General features: G+C 35.3%; 11 protein-coding genes and 1 other RNA gene. 8 read left to right on the top strand and 4 right to left on the bottom strand.

Annotated features, from left to right (window positions below):
• The first annotated feature begins 8 nt into the window (after positions 1-8).
• From AC3ITQ_RS21325 to AC3ITQ_RS21295, 7 genes are all read left to right on the top strand, one after another.
• Positions 9-1,319, top strand: coding sequence for an OprO/OprP family phosphate-selective porin (locus AC3ITQ_RS21325; RefSeq protein ID WP_489236083.1), 1,311 nt, complete (start codon positions 9-11; stop codon positions 1,317-1,319).
• Positions 1,320-1,672: 353 nt separating this feature from the next.
• Complete coding sequence (locus tag AC3ITQ_RS21320) at positions 1,673-3,994, top strand: TonB-dependent siderophore receptor (RefSeq protein WP_489236082.1); 2,322 nt, start codon at positions 1,673-1,675, stop codon at positions 3,992-3,994.
• Between the two features lie 185 nt (positions 3,995-4,179).
• Complete coding sequence (locus AC3ITQ_RS21315; protein ID WP_489236081.1) at positions 4,180-6,168, top strand: GAF domain-containing hybrid sensor histidine kinase/response regulator; 1,989 nt, start codon at positions 4,180-4,182, stop codon at positions 6,166-6,168.
• A gap of 75 nt (positions 6,169-6,243) precedes the next feature.
• Positions 6,244-6,609 (top strand): response regulator transcription factor, encoded by a 366-nt coding sequence (locus AC3ITQ_RS21310; protein WP_194614705.1) that lies wholly within the window; start codon positions 6,244-6,246, stop codon positions 6,607-6,609.
• A complete protein-coding gene (locus tag AC3ITQ_RS21305; RefSeq protein ID WP_489236080.1) occupies positions 6,609-7,823 on the top strand; it encodes a YaiO family outer membrane beta-barrel protein in 1,215 nt (404 codons plus the stop codon). The genes AC3ITQ_RS21310 and AC3ITQ_RS21305 overlap by 1 nt, the downstream gene beginning before the upstream one ends.
• A gap of 1 nt (position 7,824) precedes the next feature.
• Positions 7,825-8,646 (top strand): hypothetical protein, encoded by an 822-nt coding sequence (locus AC3ITQ_RS21300; RefSeq protein WP_489236079.1) that lies wholly within the window; start codon positions 7,825-7,827, stop codon positions 8,644-8,646.
• A gap of 11 nt (positions 8,647-8,657) precedes the next feature.
• Complete coding sequence (locus tag AC3ITQ_RS21295) at positions 8,658-10,088, top strand: glycosyltransferase family 2 protein (protein WP_489236078.1); 1,431 nt, start codon at positions 8,658-8,660, stop codon at positions 10,086-10,088.
• Positions 10,089-10,127: 39 nt separating this feature from the next.
• Here the strand turns inward: AC3ITQ_RS21295 and ssrA are convergent.
• Positions 10,128-10,523: a transfer-messenger RNA gene (gene ssrA, locus AC3ITQ_RS21290) on the bottom strand.
• A 67-nt stretch (positions 10,524-10,590) separates the two neighbouring features.
• A complete protein-coding gene (locus AC3ITQ_RS21285) occupies positions 10,591-11,793 on the bottom strand; it encodes a serine hydrolase domain-containing protein (protein ID WP_489238958.1) in 1,203 nt (400 codons plus the stop codon).
• A gap of 240 nt (positions 11,794-12,033) precedes the next feature.
• On the opposite strand from AC3ITQ_RS21285, the gene AC3ITQ_RS21280 reads away from it, so the two are divergent.
• Positions 12,034-13,236: an NAD(P)-dependent oxidoreductase gene (locus tag AC3ITQ_RS21280; RefSeq protein ID WP_489236077.1), complete on the top strand. Its 1,203-nt coding sequence runs from the start codon at positions 12,034-12,036 to the stop codon at positions 13,234-13,236.
• Between the two features lie 137 nt (positions 13,237-13,373).
• Here the strand turns inward: AC3ITQ_RS21280 and fumC are convergent, their stop codons facing one another.
• Both fumC and AC3ITQ_RS21270 read right to left on the bottom strand, forming a co-directional pair.
• Positions 13,374-14,759 (bottom strand): class II fumarate hydratase, encoded by a 1,386-nt coding sequence (fumC, locus tag AC3ITQ_RS21275; protein ID WP_489236076.1) that lies wholly within the window; start codon positions 14,757-14,759, stop codon positions 13,374-13,376.
• A gap of 709 nt (positions 14,760-15,468) precedes the next feature.
• Complete coding sequence (locus AC3ITQ_RS21270; protein ID WP_489236075.1) at positions 15,469-17,961, bottom strand: TonB-dependent receptor; 2,493 nt, start codon at positions 17,959-17,961, stop codon at positions 15,469-15,471.
• Between the last annotated feature and the right edge of the window lie 34 nt (positions 17,962-17,995).

Raw genomic sequence — 17,995 nt, 5'->3', positions numbered from 1 at the left:
ATAGTACTTTGAAAGCAAAACGAATCATAGCAAATTGTTCTTTTCTGTCGCAATTGCGGGTTGGTTTGGTTGTCTTTATAATGCTGATTTTACCTTGTCGTTCACTAGGTCAGGAACTGCCAAAAACAGTACCTGACGGAACTGAAGGTGATGTGTTACAGGCTGCAGACACTACAAAGTCTGAAAAACTACCCTGGAATATGTTTGACACCAGTTTTACAACGATCAAATTGGGTGCTGGTTTTTTATATGAATATGCCGGATACACGCAGGATGCAACCGGGAAACGACAAATGGATTCTATTGGCGAAAAGCTTAAATACGATTTTGATGTTCGTGACTTTAGGGTTTTAATCGGCGGCCAGCTGAAAACAAAAAGAACCATAACCTGGAAAACCGGTTTCATGTATGACGGAGATGCGAAAGAATGGTATGTTCGGGAGTCAGGTGTAATGATCGCAACTCCGGAGATTTGGGGAAGCATTTTCATCGGTCGAACAAAAGAAGGTTACTCACTTAGTAAAGTAATGAACGGTTACTCCGGAGAATCTTTGGAGCGTCATATGAATATTGACGCGATACCCATTTTGGGTGATGGCATAAAATGGCTTGGTTATCTGCCAAAACAAAGAATCGTATGGAATATGGGAATTTTTGCAGACTGGCTTTCTCATAACCAAGGCTTCAGTACCTATAGCTGGCAATTTATAACAAGAGCGGCATGGCTTCCAATTCATTCTGAAGAAAAACAAACTACGCTTCATATTGGAGGTAATTTCAGAATAGGGCAGCCGGAAGATAATATGATCAGACTTAAATCGAGACCCGAATCAAACACGGCTCCCATTTTTATCGATACAGGTAGTTTTTCATCCAATCAGGGAACTTTTGTAGGTTGGGAAATCTACTATAATAAAGGACCATGGTTGTTTGGAACTGAATATGGCTGGCAAATGTTTAATTCAAAAGAAAAAAACGATCCCGTTTTTCATGGGGGAGAAGTAATGATGAGTTACATTTTTACGGGAGCAAGCAGACCTTACACGACAACAAGCGGTATATATACTTTTATTCCGGTTAAAAAATCTGTTTTTGAGGGAGGACTTGGTGAAATCGAGGCCGCATTACGATATTCAACCAATGAATTGAACGGCGGATTAATTGAGGGCGGACGTTTTTGGAGAATAACGCCAACGGTAAACTGGTACCTTTCTAAAAATTTTAGATTTGAATTCGCTTATGGTTATGGAATATTAGACCGGTACAGCCTGAAAGGGGCAACCCAGTTTTTTCAATCCAGAATTCAGATTTTACTTTAATAAAACAAATACTTTAATAAAATAAAGGTTGGCTTAAATTGTTTCATTTTTAAAATTGTTTTTTAGTTGAATATAGCGAAATGGGTTTTGTTATATTGGTTAATAATAAAGCCCTTGCGCTATATGAATTAAGGAAGTTAAAAAAAGAATTTAAAATAAAGAGGTCTGCAGAACTAGTTTTGCAGACCTCTTTTCGTGTATATAAGTACTTTAATCGGCGGTAAGTATTTTAATATGGTTTAGTTAAATACCATTAGACAAAATAAATACTTGTTAAACAATTATTAATTTTTACATTTGCACTGTTTTTATTAATTCTAAATAAAAATAAAATCAACCAAATGTAAAAATCAATGAAATATCTTAGTTTAAAAACAGTACTCATTTTATGTATTATCACTCTTTTATTTTCAGTCCATTCCTTTTCGCAGAATCATGGAAAAGTAAAAGGACAAATCACAACTTCAGATGGGGCTCCGGCAGCAGACGTAAACATTACGCTTAAGAACTCAAAATACAATACATCAACAAATGATGACGGAAGTTTTGAATTGAACAGAGTAAAAGCCAATACCTATACTTTGCAAATATCCCTGACAGGTTATGAAACTTCAGAACAAGAAATAACGGTTGCAGATAATGAAACGACTACAATTAATTTGCAATTGAAAGTTTCCAATAAAGAATTGCAGGAAGTTGTTATTAATAGCAGAAAAAGCATTTTATCAAAAAAGACAACTTATGTAGCCAGAATGCCTTTAAAAAATCTCGAAAATCCACAGGTTTACAGCGTAGTTCATAAAGAACTTTTACAAGAACAAATTGCAGTCGAGATAGGAAGTGCTGTTAGAAATTCACCCGGAGTAGTACCGCTTAATTATCCATCAGGTGGTTTTGCAGCTATTTTTAGAGGATTTGCTGTAGGGATAAATTCAAGAAACGGAATGGAAACATTATCTGGCCGTTCTTCCGTTGGGATTGCAAATGTAGAACGAATCGAAATTTTGAAAGGCCCTTCAGGAACTTTGTTCGGATCTTCAGCATCTTCATTTGGTGGAGTAGTTAATTTGGTAACCAAAAAACCTTTTGAAGCTTCAGTAACCGAAATCGCCTACACAGGAGGAAGTTTTGGATTAAATCGTTTGACAGCCGATATTAATACGCCACTTACAAAAGATAAAAATGTATTGTTCCGACTAAATGTAGCGGTAAACAGAGAAAAAAGCTTCCTGGATTATGGTTTCAACAATACACTCGAATTCACGCCAAGTATCATTTATAAAGCATCAGAGAAACTTACATTTAATATCGATGCGGAGTTGTTTAATACGAATAACACAAAACCTTTATATCCTAATGCGACTGCCACATCTGGTATAACAAATCCTGGTGATTTAAAACTAGATTATAAAAAAGCATTAGTTCACGATGATGCTGATGCTAAATCATCGTCAGCGAAAGCTTTTGTTCAGGGAGAATATCAAATCAATGATAGTTGGAAATCGACTACTTTATTTTCTTATGTAAGTGAGAACGTGGACTACAGTTATCAGGCTTTGCCAACCTGGACTTCACCAACAACAGTTACGATGCGTGCTACCGTTTTTGGACCTATATCAAGTAACTATACCAACATACAAGAAAATATTAATGGTGAATTTGCAACCGGATTTCTAAAACACAAATTACTAACCGGTGTAAATTACAGATATTATTCGGATACCTTTTCAACGGTTACAACACCGGCAGCTCCTTTTAGAACTATTGATGTGACAACGAATTTTGTTCCCGTGAGGAAAAAAGAGATTGATGATGTACTGGGAAATCCAACGATAAGAGCAGGCCGAGAAGAATTTACTTTTAGTGCCTACGTTTCTGATGTTATCAGTATTGCTGATCGATTTTCTGCGATGTTGAGTTTACGTGTAGATAATTTTGATCGTAAAGAAAGTGGTACTACGCCGGCGTATAATCAAACCTCTTTGTCTCCTAAATTAGGATTGGTGTATCAAATAGTTAAAGATCAGGTTTCTGTGTTCGGGAATTATTTAAACGGATTTCAGAATCTTGCTCCTGTAAACCAGCCTGATGGCGGACAGTTGATCTTAGATCCGCTTTATGCAAATCAGTTTGAGGCTGGTATCAAAGCGGAAGTTTTCAATAAGAAATTAAGCACTACAATTAGTTATTACAACATTACAAATGACAATGCCGTAATGCGATATGCGGACTTAACCTATGAACAAGGAGGAAAGCAGGTAAGTAAAGGTTTTGATTTTGAATTAATTGCCAATCCTATTCCGGGATTAGACATTATTGCAGGCTACGCTTACAATGATAATAAGATTGTAAAATCTACTACTTTTGAAGGAAATAAAGCGGCAGATGCACCTGAAAATGTCGTAAACTTTTGGGCTTCTTATAAATTCCAAAACAAGATAAAAGGCTTAGGCTTAGGTTTTGGAGCTAACTATGTAGATGAAACGTATATGTCGACTGCCAATACCTTTTATATTCCATCTTATACTATTTTAAATGCGACTGTTTTTTATGAACGACCAAATTGGAGAATCGGGATTAAATTAAATAATCTAAGTAACGAGAAATATTGGAGCACCTGGGGAGCTCCACAAGCCCCAACCAATTTCCTGGCTAATCTTACTTTTAAATTTTAGTCTGCTATTTATCTTATAAAAACACCTTTTTTTATTAAAGGTGTTTTTGTTTTTTAAATGACTTATTTTAAGATTGTAAAGTCAGGTAGAAAAGTGTTTATATTGTTAAAACTACTTTCTGATTCTTTTTTTGGCTACGTGTTATTTTAAAAAGATTTATATTTATACATTTTACTTTTAAGAAAATGAATAATACAGAAGAACCAATACCACACAACGAATTAGCGCGTTTAGCGGCATTAAAGCGCTATAATATTCTGGATAGTTTACCTGATCATGCTTTTGATGATGCAACTAAACTTGTTTCCTATATCTGTGGTGTACCCATCGCCCATATTTCTTTTATAGATGAAAGCCGTCAGTGGTTTAAATCTGAAATTGGAATTGGGGTATCAGAGGTGCCAAGAGAAATTAGCTTTTGCCGATATACCATTATGGATTCACATATGGTTGAAATACCCGATACTCATTTAAACGAAAGATTTAAGGATGATCCTAATGTTACCGGCGGTTTTAAGGTAAGATTCTACGCAGGAGTCCCACTAACAACGCCTGACGGTTATAACATAGGAACTATTTGTGCCATAGATCATGTGTGCAAAGATCTTAATGAAAACCAGCGTAATGCACTTTCAATAGTGGCAAAACACGTTATAAATCAGTTAGAATTAAGAACAAAAAATATTGAACTCGACATGCAGAAAAAAATTGCAGAACGAGCAGTATTTGCAAAAGATAGTTTTTTGGCTAACATGAGTCACGAAATCAGAACTCCGTTGAATGCTGTAATTGGTTTTACAGATCTTCTGGCTCAAACCAAATTGGATGCCGTTCAGCAGGATTATATTGGCAGTGTTCAGGTAGCAGGAGAAAATTTGCTTTTGATCGTAAACGACATTTTAGATCTTTCTAAAATAGAATCTGGTAATTTGGTTATTGAAGCGCAGCCATTCAATTTAAAAAAGACACTTAAACATATCTATAAGCTTCTACAAGTAAAGGTTCCGAAAGAAATCGAATTCAATCTTTTTCTGGATGCCAATATGCCTGACAATGTAGTTGGTGATCAGGGAAGACTAAATCAGATTTTGGTTAACCTTACAGGAAATGCCCTAAAATTTACCGAAGAAGGGGAAGTAACAGTTTCTGTAAAATTGGTTGATGAAACAGACGATCATTATTCGCTTCGATTTTCAGTTAAAGATACGGGTATTGGTATACCAGAAGATAAGCTTGTAACTATTTTTGAACGATTTAAACAAGCAGAAGAAAGTACTACAAGAAGATTTGGCGGTACAGGGCTTGGACTCAATATTGTGAAGCAATTAGTTGAATTGCACGGAAGTGAAATTCAGGTGAAAAGCAAACAAAATAGAGGTTCAGAGTTTTTCTTTGTGTTTCATTATAAAAAAGTAAAACAGGATGAAATAGCTGCGGAATCAGTTTCAGAAGATAAACTGGGTAAACTTAAAATTCTGCTTTGCGAGGATAATCTTTTAAATCAGAAATTGGTACGAAGCGTTATTCAAAATTTTGGTTTTGAATTGGATATTGCCGAACATGGTGAAGCAGGAATAGCATTGTTATCTAAAAATAAATATGATTTGGTACTGATGGATCTTCAGATGCCGGTTAAAGATGGATACCAAACTACAGAATATATCAGGAATGAAATGAATTTATCGATTCCGATTATAGCCATGACGGCGCACTCGCTCGTTGGTGAGCAGGAGCGTTGTTTTGATACAGGGATGGATGCTTATGTGCCAAAACCATTTAAGCAGGCAGTACTCTTAAAGGCTATTAAAACAGTAATGAATAAGGGTCTTCATGCTGTAAAGAAAAGAAAAATAGACTTTTCTTATTTAGACGAAATGGCCTGTGGTGATCCGGCGTTTAAAAAAGAAATGATAACTCTTTTTATAGAAAAAATCCCTGCCGAATTGGAGCAATTAGAAGAAGCATTCAACGATGAAAATCATGATAAAGTAAAGAAACTATCGCACAACATGAAGTCTAGTTTAGACATGTTTATGCTAACGGATCTTAGTCATTCTTTGTCTATTCTTGAGGAAGAAGCTTCACTGGGAGATTTCTCTTCTGAAGCTGGAAATCAAATGAACCTATTAAAATGTGGCGTTAATGAAGTAGTTAAAATTCTGAATGAACTATGAAAAGTGAGAAATATACTCTAGCTTTACGTTAGATCCAAAAGTTATAAAGTCAAATTTGCCTCAAATTAATAACCTATGAGAATCATTTTATCTGAAGATAATGATATGCTGCGTAAATCATTATCCTTTTTCCTGGAGTCTAAGGGATTTACTGTTGACCAGTTTTCTGATGGAAAAGAAGCATTAGATGCAATTGAAACAAATAATTATGACTTGATCCTGACGGATATCAACATGCCCGGCATAAGCGGAATGGAAATTACGCAATATGTGAGAGAAACCATAGGCTCTGATGTTCCGATCATTATATTTACTTCTTCAGGTGTAGAGCAAACCGAACTCGATTCATTTGATCTTGGCGCTAACGAGTTCATTGCAAAACCCGTGAGTCCTGCAGTGCTTTTAGTGAGAATTAATAAATTACTAAAAACACGTGCTTAATGAAGTTGCTATATTATACCATTTTCCTGCTGCTTATTTCTCCTGTCGTATTGGCACAGGAAAATACTATTGATGAGGTAATGAGGCACGCAAAGCGTGAAGTAGAGAAAGGTAACTATGATGCTGCCTTAGCACTCACTGAACCTTTAAGTGTAAAATTTCCTGAGAATGAAGAAATAAAAATTTACAACGGACGTATTTACAGCTGGAAAAAAGACTACAACGCTTCCATCAAAATTTTAGCGCCAATGTCAGACAGGACCAATCCAAGTTCCGATGCTTTATTGGCAATTATAAATGTGTATTATTGGTCAGAACAATTCGATAAGTGTATTACGTATTGCGATAGGTATTTAGGCATTGAACCCAATTCGCTTGATGTTTTACGGATTAAAGTAACCTGTCTTGAAAAACTAAATCGGGATGAAGAAGCTTTAGCCATTATCGAAAAAGTATCAATTACAGATAACAGTACTCAGGCCTTTAGAGGAGTGAGAACACTGATTGGAGAGAAGGCAAAAAATGCAATATCGGCTTCTTATTTAAATATTTCTACATCGAATCCCGGACAATCACCATTGCATTATGGCTATGTCGAATACTCTCATAAGTTTACCAAATCAGCACTTGTGGGACGTGCTAATGTAGGTCATGTAAATGGCGATACACAAATGCTGTTTGAAGCAGACTATTATCAAACTTTCGCTAAAAAGAACTATTTGTATGTGAATGGAGGGGTTTCAACAGGAGAGACTGTGTTTCCTGTAGCAAAAGCCGGTGTTGAGTATTATTTCGTTCCGCATAAAAAGTTTGACTATGCCTTGGGTGTTCGATACATGCATTTTGAAACAGAAGATGTAACCTTACTAACAGGACAATTGGCCTACCATATTGGTGCCAATACAATTGCCTACAGACCTTATTACGATACGACAAACGAATTATTTTCTCATGTTTTGAGTTTTCAAAACACAAATGAAGAAAAAGAAAGTATCATAAGGTTTGAACTGCAATATGGAAATGTCCCATATCTTTATCTTTACAATAACCTGACACAACCTTTAAAGTCATACAGAGCAGGTATACAATACCAACGTCGTCTTGGTGATTCCTTTTTTATCAGACCTGTTTTTCTTTACGAGTACGAAGAATATCTGCCTGATGCCTACAGAAATAGATTCAATGTTCAGGTAATTCTAACGAAACGCTTCTGATATGACGAAACTATGGGAACTTTATAAGAGCGGAACCTGGGTAGAACCTTTTTTAATTCTGTCCATAGGCCTGTTTATACTAACATCATTTATTCTTTACTTAATAATAATAAGCAGCCGAAGCAGGAAGATAAGAAGGAACAAACGCCTTGCGGAATATACCATCATTATTGAAAAATTAATGTTTTCGGTGGTTTTTCAGGATATGCCTTTTTCAGAAGTTAATAAGGACGAAAATTTTAATAAACTCTTTCGTAAATCCTTTTTCAGGGAAGTTATGATCGATTCGATTATGAATCTTCATAAAAATTACGAAGGAAATTATGCCGAAAAGTTAGAGCAGTTTTACAAAGATTCAGAATTGATAAAAGATTCCTTCAAAAAACTCAGGAGCCTGAGGTGGGAAGTAAAATGCAAAGGAATTACAGAATTATCAGAAATAAATTGTGCTGACGCTTTTGACAGGATCATAAAAGCATCTCAAGGCGGAAATAAAATTTTAAAAATCACAGCCGTAAATGCTGCTATCAAGCTTGGAGGTACAAAAAGTCTGCCATATCTCACAGAGCATCCACATCCAATTGATGACTGGACTCAGATTAATATCATACATGCTTTCAAAAAGCACGATATTGGCGATATTAAAGGGGTTGAGTTATTGCTTGAATCTCAAAATACAACCGTAATTGCACTGGGATTAAAACTTATTAAGGAGCTTAAATTGACACAAAAAATCCCTTACGTCACAAAGCTGGTTGCCAATGCTCCCAATACATTAATAAAGTACGAAGCACAAAACGTACTACAGCTATTAACTGTTTAATAGAATAAAAAATGACTTTTTTTACTACTGAATTAGCAATGTTTTTTGAGGAATATCTAATCCTTATAATTGGTTATGCGGTATTAATTATGTCTTCTTATCTTGTACTAGCTCACTTGTCTACCAGAGAACTTAGGGAATATCTTAAAAAGAATAGTTTTGTTGATTATGATGTGCTTCTTACAAGTGAATTTGCGCCCAGTCTCTCTCTAATAGCTCCTGCTTACAACGAAGGTTTTACAATTGAAGAAAATGTAAAATCACTACTTTCCCTTAATTACAATAATTACCAAGTTATTGTGGTCAACGATGGAAGCAAGGACAATTCTATGGAAATCCTGATTAAAAAGTACGATCTTGTCCTGACAGAACTTGCTATTCACCCAAAAATAGTAACAAAAAAAATTAGGGGAATTTATACTTCCAGAAATGCTGCTTTCAAAAAACTGATTGTAGTCGATAAGGAAAATGGGGGTAAAGCTGACGCACTAAATGTCGGACTTAATATCGCCCAGAATCAATATGTGGTTTGTATTGATGTTGATTGTATTCTGGATAAAGATGCGTTACTCAAGCTGGCAAAACCTTTTCTGGAATCTTACGGCAAACGTATTATCGCTACTGGTGGTGTAGTCAGGATAGCGAACCAGTGTGTTATTAAAAACGGCCGTTTGGTTGAGGTAAATATTCCGGATAAGATGCTCCCAAGAATACAGGTTTTAGAATACTTAAGAGCGTTTCTTTTAGGCAGAATGGCATGGAGCAGGCTGGATGGTTTATTGCTTATAAGTGGTGCATTTGGTGCCTTTGATAAGGAAATTGCTTTAATGGCTGGTGGTTATAACATAAAAACAGTTGGTGAAGATATGGAACTGGTCGTGAGAATGCGCCGTTATATGCTGGAAAATAAAATACCATACGGTGTTAGTTACATACCGGACCCGCTTTGCTGGACAGAAGCACCTGAAGATTTTAAAATATTTAAGAAACAGCGCAGCCGCTGGATGAGAGGGACAATTGAAACACTTAGTCTGCACAAAAAAATGTTTCTGAATCCGAAGTACAAATTGTTGGGTATGATTAGTGTGCCTTACTGGACCTTGTTTGAATTCCTGGCTCCCGGAATAGAATTTATAGGTCTTGTTATAACACTTGTATTTATTGTAATGGGCTTACTTAACTGGCATTTTTTCATATTGCTGGTTCTTTTTGTTTACTTTTTTGCTGTTATGTTTTCGGTTATAGCGCTTTATAGTGAAGAGTATTCTTATCACAAGTACCCAAAACAAACTCATTTTTTTAAACTTTTAATAGCTGCTTTTATAGAACCCATTTACTTTCATCCACTAACAGTTTACGCCGCCCTAATTGGTTACAAAGAAAAAATTATGGGAACCAAAGGCTGGGGGGAAATGACCAGAAAAGGTTTTACTAAGAAATAAAAAAAACCGTAAAGACTTTTTAAGTCAATTACGGTTTTTTTGTGGAGTCGCCGGGAATCGAACCCGGGTCCAAACAAGCAACTAAAGAGCTTTCTACGCGTTTATTTCCTGATTGGATTTTCGATGTTAAGCTAGGTCAGGAACAACCACTCAACACTTATCTTCTTAATTTCGAAATCCACCCGAAGCTCATGGAAATCTAGGTTTATTTTTACGGTTCCCCTATACTGAACGCCACAAACCAAGGCTTTCAAGGAGAATCCAGCTTCCCTATCTGATAGGGACGTGGCTAATCTTACTATAATTCGGATTATGCAGCTAAAGCGTAGTTATTTTCGCCGTGTAAAATTGTAAGATCTTATATTTACGAGCAAGGTCTCAATGCTCGACGTGCTTACTTTCCAATTCGACTTGCTGTCAAAACCAGTCGACCCCAAAATTGAGTTTGCAAATTTATACTATTTGCGCTTAGATAAATAATAAATTTTACTTAAAAATTATATTATTCTTCATCCTTGAAATTAAAAGGATAATCTCCAAAAATTGGTGCCAGTTTACGAACAGCATAAGTGTTTCTGGTCATTTTATTAGATAAGGCAATAATCGTAACATTTTCTTTCTTTAAAGTAATGTAAGAGGAGGTGTTACCATGCCACCAGCCATTATGGAAATAGAAATTTTGTCCCGTTTCCCAATTGATCATTCGGATACCTAAGCCATAATTTTTCGTCCCTTTTCTTTCGTTGCTGTAACCCGTATATACTTCTTTTAGTAAAGCAGGCTTCAAAAAGTCAGATGAATTTCTTGCTCTGTCAAATTTTAAAAGATCGCGTACAGTCGAAAATACGTTTTTATCTCCGTATACATTATCCAGGTAATCAAAACCAATTTCGGCTCCATTCCCTTTGTATGACGGAACAATTGTTTTTCTTTCTTTATCATCATCAAAAACATAGGTATGTGTCATGCCTAAAGGTTTAAAAATGATTTCAGACATAGCTTCTTTATATTTTAAGCCTGTAATTTTTTCGATGATAAGGGCTAGCATTGCATAATTGGTATTGCAGTATCCAAAACGTGTTCCTGTTTTTGACTCCAGTCCAATATCTTTTGTGGCTAAAATATCTAAAATATCCTTATTGGTAAGCTGATTATGTCTGTCCCAAACCGATTTGTCGTGATCTGTAAAATAGGCATAATTACGCATACCACTGCGATGCGTTAAAAGCATTCGAACCGTACAATCTTCGTACGGAAAAGTTTTCAAGATTGTATTTACTTTCTGGTCTAATTGTAGTTTACCTGCATTGACTAATTTTAGTACCGCTGTTGCAGTTAATACTTTACTGACAGAAGCAATTTGTACAGGTGTTTCTGCCGTTATTTTTGTGCCTTCATTTTTGTTGGCATATCCATTATATTTTTCAAAAATAATCTGACCATTGCGGGCAACAAGAAAGCTTCCGTTCATGCTGTTGTTTGGCCAGTTTTTATAGTAAAAATGATTTATTCTCCCTTTTACTGAATTGATATAGGCCTGTGAAATTCTTTTTTCGGGACCTAATGGCTTCATTCTTGGCATTGTATCTTCAACTGTTGAAGTGGTATCAACACTTGTTTTTTTATCTTTTCCGCATGAACTTAAAACTAAGATTAGGAAAAGTATTTGTGGTATATTTGTTTTTTTTAGGAGACTCATTTTCATCATTCTTTAAAAACAAATATATAGAATTCAATATTTATGTTTTCGGTTTTTGACTCTTTCAAAAATCTGATTTTAACATTGTTTTAACTTCTTTTTTTGTTAGTCGATTGTACATCAGCTATTAGCGTTATAAAAATGTTTAAAAAGAGAAAATAACAACAAAATTTTAACTAATTTTGTTATATTTGAAACAAATTGAATCTAAAAAGTTATATTAATATCTATCTTAATCTCGTATAAATGAAATTTGGAATTATAAAAGAAAGAAAATCCCCACCAGACAGACGTGTAGTGTTCGCACCAAGTGAACTTGCTAAACTAAAACAGCTTTATCATGAAGCCACTGTTGAAGTTGAAAGTTCTGATATTCGAATTTTTACTGATGTGCAATACAAAAGTATGGGCATAACAGTGACCGATGATGTATCTGATTGCGATGTTTTATTTGGGGTAAAAGAAGTTCCGGTTGAGAATTTGATTCCAAACAAGGCTTATTTCTTTTTCTCGCATACTATAAAAAAGCAGCCTTATAATAGAAAATTGTTGAAAGCAATTTTAGAGAAAAATATCGATTTATACGATCACGAAACTATTGTGGATGCTGAAAATCGTCGTTTGATTGGTTTTGGAAAATATGCCGGAATGGTTGGTGTTTACAATGGAATTCGTGCCTTCGGAATAAAATTTGAATTGTTCAAATTACCTAAAGCAGAAACCCTTGCCGGAAAAGAAGCTTTAATTGCACAATTAAAACGTATTACTTTACCGCCTTTAAAATTTGTACTTACAGGAACTGGAAAGGTAGGAAGTGGCGCAAAAGAAATTTTGGATGCCATTAAAATAAAGGAAGTTACAATTGAAAATTATTTGACTAAAAACTATACACAATCGGTTTACGTGCAGTTAGATGTTTTAGAATACAATAAACGAATTGACGGACAGGTTTTAGATTTCAATGATTTTACCTCACATCCTGACGCCTACGTTTCTGATTTTGAAAAATTCACAAAAGTCTCAGATATTTATTATGCAGGTCATTTTTATGACAATGCAGCACCCATGATTTTAACTCAGGAAATGTTGAATGCAAGTGATTGCAAATTAAGAGTCGTTGCTGATATTTCATGTGATGTTAACGGACCAATTGCCTGTACGTTGCGTTCTTCTACTATTGAGGAGCCTATTTACGGTTATTTCCCGTTAGAAAATAAAGAAGTTGATGTTTTTCATCCTGCTGCCATTGTAGTAATGGCGGTTGATAATCTGCCATGCGAAATCCCGAAAGATGCAAGTGAAGGTTTTGGAGAGCAATTTATGGAACATGTTATTCCGGCATTTTTTAACGGAGATAAAGATGGAATTTTACAAAGAGCTAAAATTACGGAGAAAGGAAAATTGACTCCAAGGTTTGCTTATTTGCAAGACTATGTAGACGGGATATAATTATTAATTGTAAATGGTGAATTGTGAATTGTGAATTGTTTTTTGCACTTTCATCTAAAAAAAGAGCTTCATAAATTTTAAGTTTTATGAAGCTTTTTTTTTAATTAATAATTCACCATTTACAATTCACAATTAGTTTAAACCATCTCTTCCGGTTTCACCCAATCATCAAAATCTTCTGGGGTTACGTAACCCAAACGTACAGCTTCCTCTTTAAGAGTTGTTCCGTTTTTGTGAGCGGTTTGAGCGATTTCTGCGGCTTTATAGTAGCCGATTTTTGTGTTTAAAGCGGTGACTAACATTAAAGAATTGTCTACTAATTCTTTGATGCGTTTGTAGTTTGGTTCGATTCCCTGAGCGCAATGTTCGTCGAATGAAACGCAGGCATCGCCCAATAATCTTGCTGATTGAAGGAAATTTGCTGCCATAACCGGCTTGAAAACATTCAATTCATAATGTCCCTGCATTCCCCCAATAGCAATTGCCATATCATTTCCGATAACCTGAGCACAGACCATTGTCAAGGCTTCGCATTGTGTTGGATTTACTTTTCCGGGCATAATGGAAGAACCCGGTTCGTTTTCAGGAATATGGATTTCGCCAATTCCGGATCGTGGTCCTGAGGCTAACATTCTAACATCATTGGCGATTTTATTCAAAGAAACAGCCAATTGTTTTAGAGCGCCATGTGTTTCTACAATAGCATCATGTGCTGCCAATGCTTCAAATTTATTTTCTGCCGTTACAAAAGGATGATTGGTGAATTTTGCAATATATTCGGCAACTTTTACATCGTAGCCTTTTGGGGTATTTAAGCCTGTTCCAACAGCAGTTCCGCCTAATGCGATTTCTGATAAATGAGCTAAAGTATTTTTTAAGGCTTTTAAACCAAAAGACAATTGAGTGGTATATCCTGAAATTTCCTGTCCCAAAGTTAATGGTGTAGCATCCATAAGGTGCGTGCGGCCAATTTTTACAACATCTTTAAATTCGACTGCTTTTGCTGCTAAGGTTGCATGTAATTTCTCAACTCCCGGAATAGTTGTTTCAACAATCATTTTATAAGCCGCAATATGCATTCCGGTTGGGAAAGTATCGTTTGAGGATTGTGATTTGTTCACATCATCATTAGCTTTTATGAATTGTTCGCCTTCGCCAATTTCAAAACCTTTAAGAACCTGAGCGCGGTTGGCGATAACTTCATTTACATTCATATTGCTTTGTGTACCTGAACCGGTTTGCCAGATTACAAGAGGAAACTGATCGTCTAATTTTCCTTCTAAAATTTCGTCGCAGACTGCTGCAATAGCATCTCTTTTCTCTATAGGTAAAACTCCAAGATCGTAATTTGCATAAGCAGCGGCTTTTTTAAGATACGCAAAACCTTCAATGATTTCTGGTGGCATGGAGCCCGATGGCCCAATTTTGAAATTGTTTCGCGAACGTTCTGTTTGAGCGCCCCAATATTTATCTGCAGGGACTTGTACTTCGCCCATGGTATCTTTTTCTATTCTGTATTTCATTTGTATATATAGTTTGTTGTAAAATGCTGCTGGTAAATTGAACGCGGATAACACGGATTTACTTTGTAAAAACGCGGATTAAAAACGGATTCTTTTCTTTGATGTTTAAAATTTCTTTTGAAAATGAATGCCTAGCCCCGATAGTAGTGAAAATCCTTTTATGTCCGCCGCGGCGGATATAAAAGATTGTAACGGATAGCGGGAAATAGCTCCTGAAAATACTCATATTCTTCTGATTTAGATAGTTAAATAAAAATGGAAAAAAAACCTTATTTAAAATGAGTTTAAATATACGGATAATTGTGTTTTTATAAAAATTGATTTGGATTTTATTGCTAAGCAAAAATATAAAACTTACATTTGTCCTTACATTCAAAAATTCCGGAAAACATGTTTGAATTTTCACAGTACTTAGGTTTTTTACTTTTCTTGACCATACTAACTATAGGGTTTTGGTTGATGTTTTTCTTAGTTGGTTTCGTATCTTATTGGGTTACGGGAGCAAGCTGGGAAATGTTCAAAGAGAAAAGAGCAAAAAAGAGACAAGAAGAGCAATCAATTTAATTTTAAATTGACTTCATAAAGAAAGGACCCGTTTTAAACGAGTCCTTTTTTTTATGCTAAAAAGAAAATCCAATAAAAAAAATTCCAAATTCCAATCAGAGCTTAATTGGAATTTGGAATTTTTATTTTTGGAATTTAACTAAGTTTATCCAGGAAATTCTCCTCCACCATCACCTTCATTTCTAGGCTGTGCATTCTTTTCTCTGTCGCTTTTAGGTTTGTTGAAACGGTAAGTAAACGATAAGTTGAATTGACGTTTACGGAATTGCATTTCACTGTATGAAGTTTGATAATCAAGATAAGTGTATGATTTCATGATTCTTGAGTTGAAAATATCGCTTATATTGAAAGCAATGGTTGCTTTGTCTTTTAAGACATCTTTACTGAAAGCGGTATTCAAACCAAACATACCCAGATTTTTACCTTGTGCTGTTTTTTGCTCACCATTGTACATTCCGGTTAATTGCCAGTCGATTTTGTATGGCAATGTAATTTTAGAACTAATTCTAGCAAACCAAGAATTGGCTTGGTTGTCAAGGTTTTGCACTATAAGATCACCATTTGTATCTGTATAACTGTTTTCTCCGGTTGTTTTTACATTATAAAGATTGAAGTTACTGTTTAATCTCCACCACTTAAAAGGAGTGTAATTCAGGGTAAATTCGAAACCAAATTTCTGTTCTTTTCCTAAGTTAATGGGAGTACTTTTAATAACCGGAACACCATCAATATTTTCGCCTGGTGCGGGAGTTACGACCTCGCCATCAGGAGTTACAACTTCACCTGTAGGAAATCTCACGAAGCTAAAAACATCTTTTGTATCTTCAAAATAAGCTGATGTATTGAAAGTGACCTTATCCCATCTTTTTATAAATCCTATATCATATTTGTCAGTTAAGGAAGGATCTAAGTCCGGATTTCCCTGAAAAATATTAACGTTGCTTGAATAGTTTACCGCCGGGTTCATGAAACGTCCTCTTGGTCTTGATAAACGTTTACTATAACTGGCAGTGAAATTGCTTTGATCTGAGATTTCATAACTAACAAAAGCACTTGGAAACAGGTTGTTGTATTTTTTTGTATTGAAATCGTTAGTGTCTAACAAGTTAACCTGAATATTGGTATCTTCCCAACGTAAACCTAATAAATAAGAGAATTTGTTTACTTTAAATCCGTACGAAGTATAAAGTGCATTGATGTTTTCTTTGTACTCTAAATTGTTTGATAAATTTGGAATTGCCGCACCATTTTCATCAAGAACGTAATATTCATTATTTAAATCTCCAAAACTTCCTTTATATCCAGCTTCAAATTGACTTCCTTTACCTAAAGGCAAAACATAATCAGCTTGTAACTGAACTTGTTTCTGAACCTGATCGTTTAATGTATTATTAAAGTTGTCAGATCCTGTAATAAGGCTGTTACTGTCATCTGTGTTTCTTGAAATAGAGAAATCAGCAGTCAGTTTGTGTCCTTTATCATTAAAGTTCTTAATTAAATTTGAAGTAAACTCTACATTTTCGCTTCCTGTATCACCATTATTTAGACGATAAGATTTACCTGTAAAATTACGATCTGCATCAAAATTTTGGTAATTGATGATGTCTTCATCTTCACCTGAATTTTTTTGATAGTTGATGGCATTGGTCCAGAAAGTGGTTGGTGTGATTGACCATTCTATTCCGGCTCTCCCATTAAAACCGTCTCTGGTTCTTTTTGTATCACGATCTTCGTCTAAAAAACCTGTTGTAGCTCCGGTAGTTTTGTCGAAGTATTCAGAAGTAGTTCCACCACCACCTTCGTTAGTTCTGTAATTATAACCTGCAGTCGTGAAGTAGTTTAATTTCTCTGTTTTGTAGTTTAAATTAGCACTTAAACCATACGTTTCAGGAATTCCTGTTGAGGCAATAAAAGTTCCGTTGAAACCCTGATTTTTACCTTTTTTAAGGATAATATTAATTAATCCTGATCCGCCTTCGGCATCATAACGTGCTGATGGATTGGTGATAACTTCAACTTTGTCAATGGCATCTGCAGGAAGCTGACGCAAAGCTTCGGCAACGTTTATAGCATTTGATGGTCTTCCGTCAATTAAAATTCGGATATTATCACTTCCTCTCAAACTAACATTTCCTTCCGTGTCAACAGAAACTGACGGAACATTGTCTAAAACGTCGCTTACAGTTCCGCCTTTTACTATCATGTCCTGCCCAACATTATAAACTTTTTTGTCCAGTTTAATTTCAACTGTTGATTTTTCGGAACGAACAACAACTTCACTCAATTGTGCTGCATCTTCTGATAAGTTTACAACTCCTAAATTAGTGTCTTCGGAAATAGTTTTACCTTTTATTTCGTTTGATTTAAACGAAATAAATTCAACTTTTATATCATAAGTTCCAGGAGCAACAGCTACTTCAAATTCCCCTTTTGGGTTGGTGATTCCACCTGCAATAACTTTGGTGTCGTTTGGAGCCATGATCGAGATTGTAGCATACTCAAGTGGTTGTTTACTAACTTTTTCGAATACTTTTCCGGTAACTTTTACCTTGTTTTTACCTGTAGGCGGCTGCTGTGCATAGTTGTAAAAACTTGTAAAAAAAAGAACAAGTAATACAGCAAATTTGATTTTTTTCATTGTTATTTTTGGTTTCATTTACTCTTAGACCGCA

It is taken from the genome of Flavobacterium sp. KH_001 (genome assembly GCF_057840745.1).
Note: the sequence above shows the minus strand (reverse complement) of the source record. Positions and strands in the feature narration are given on the sequence as shown.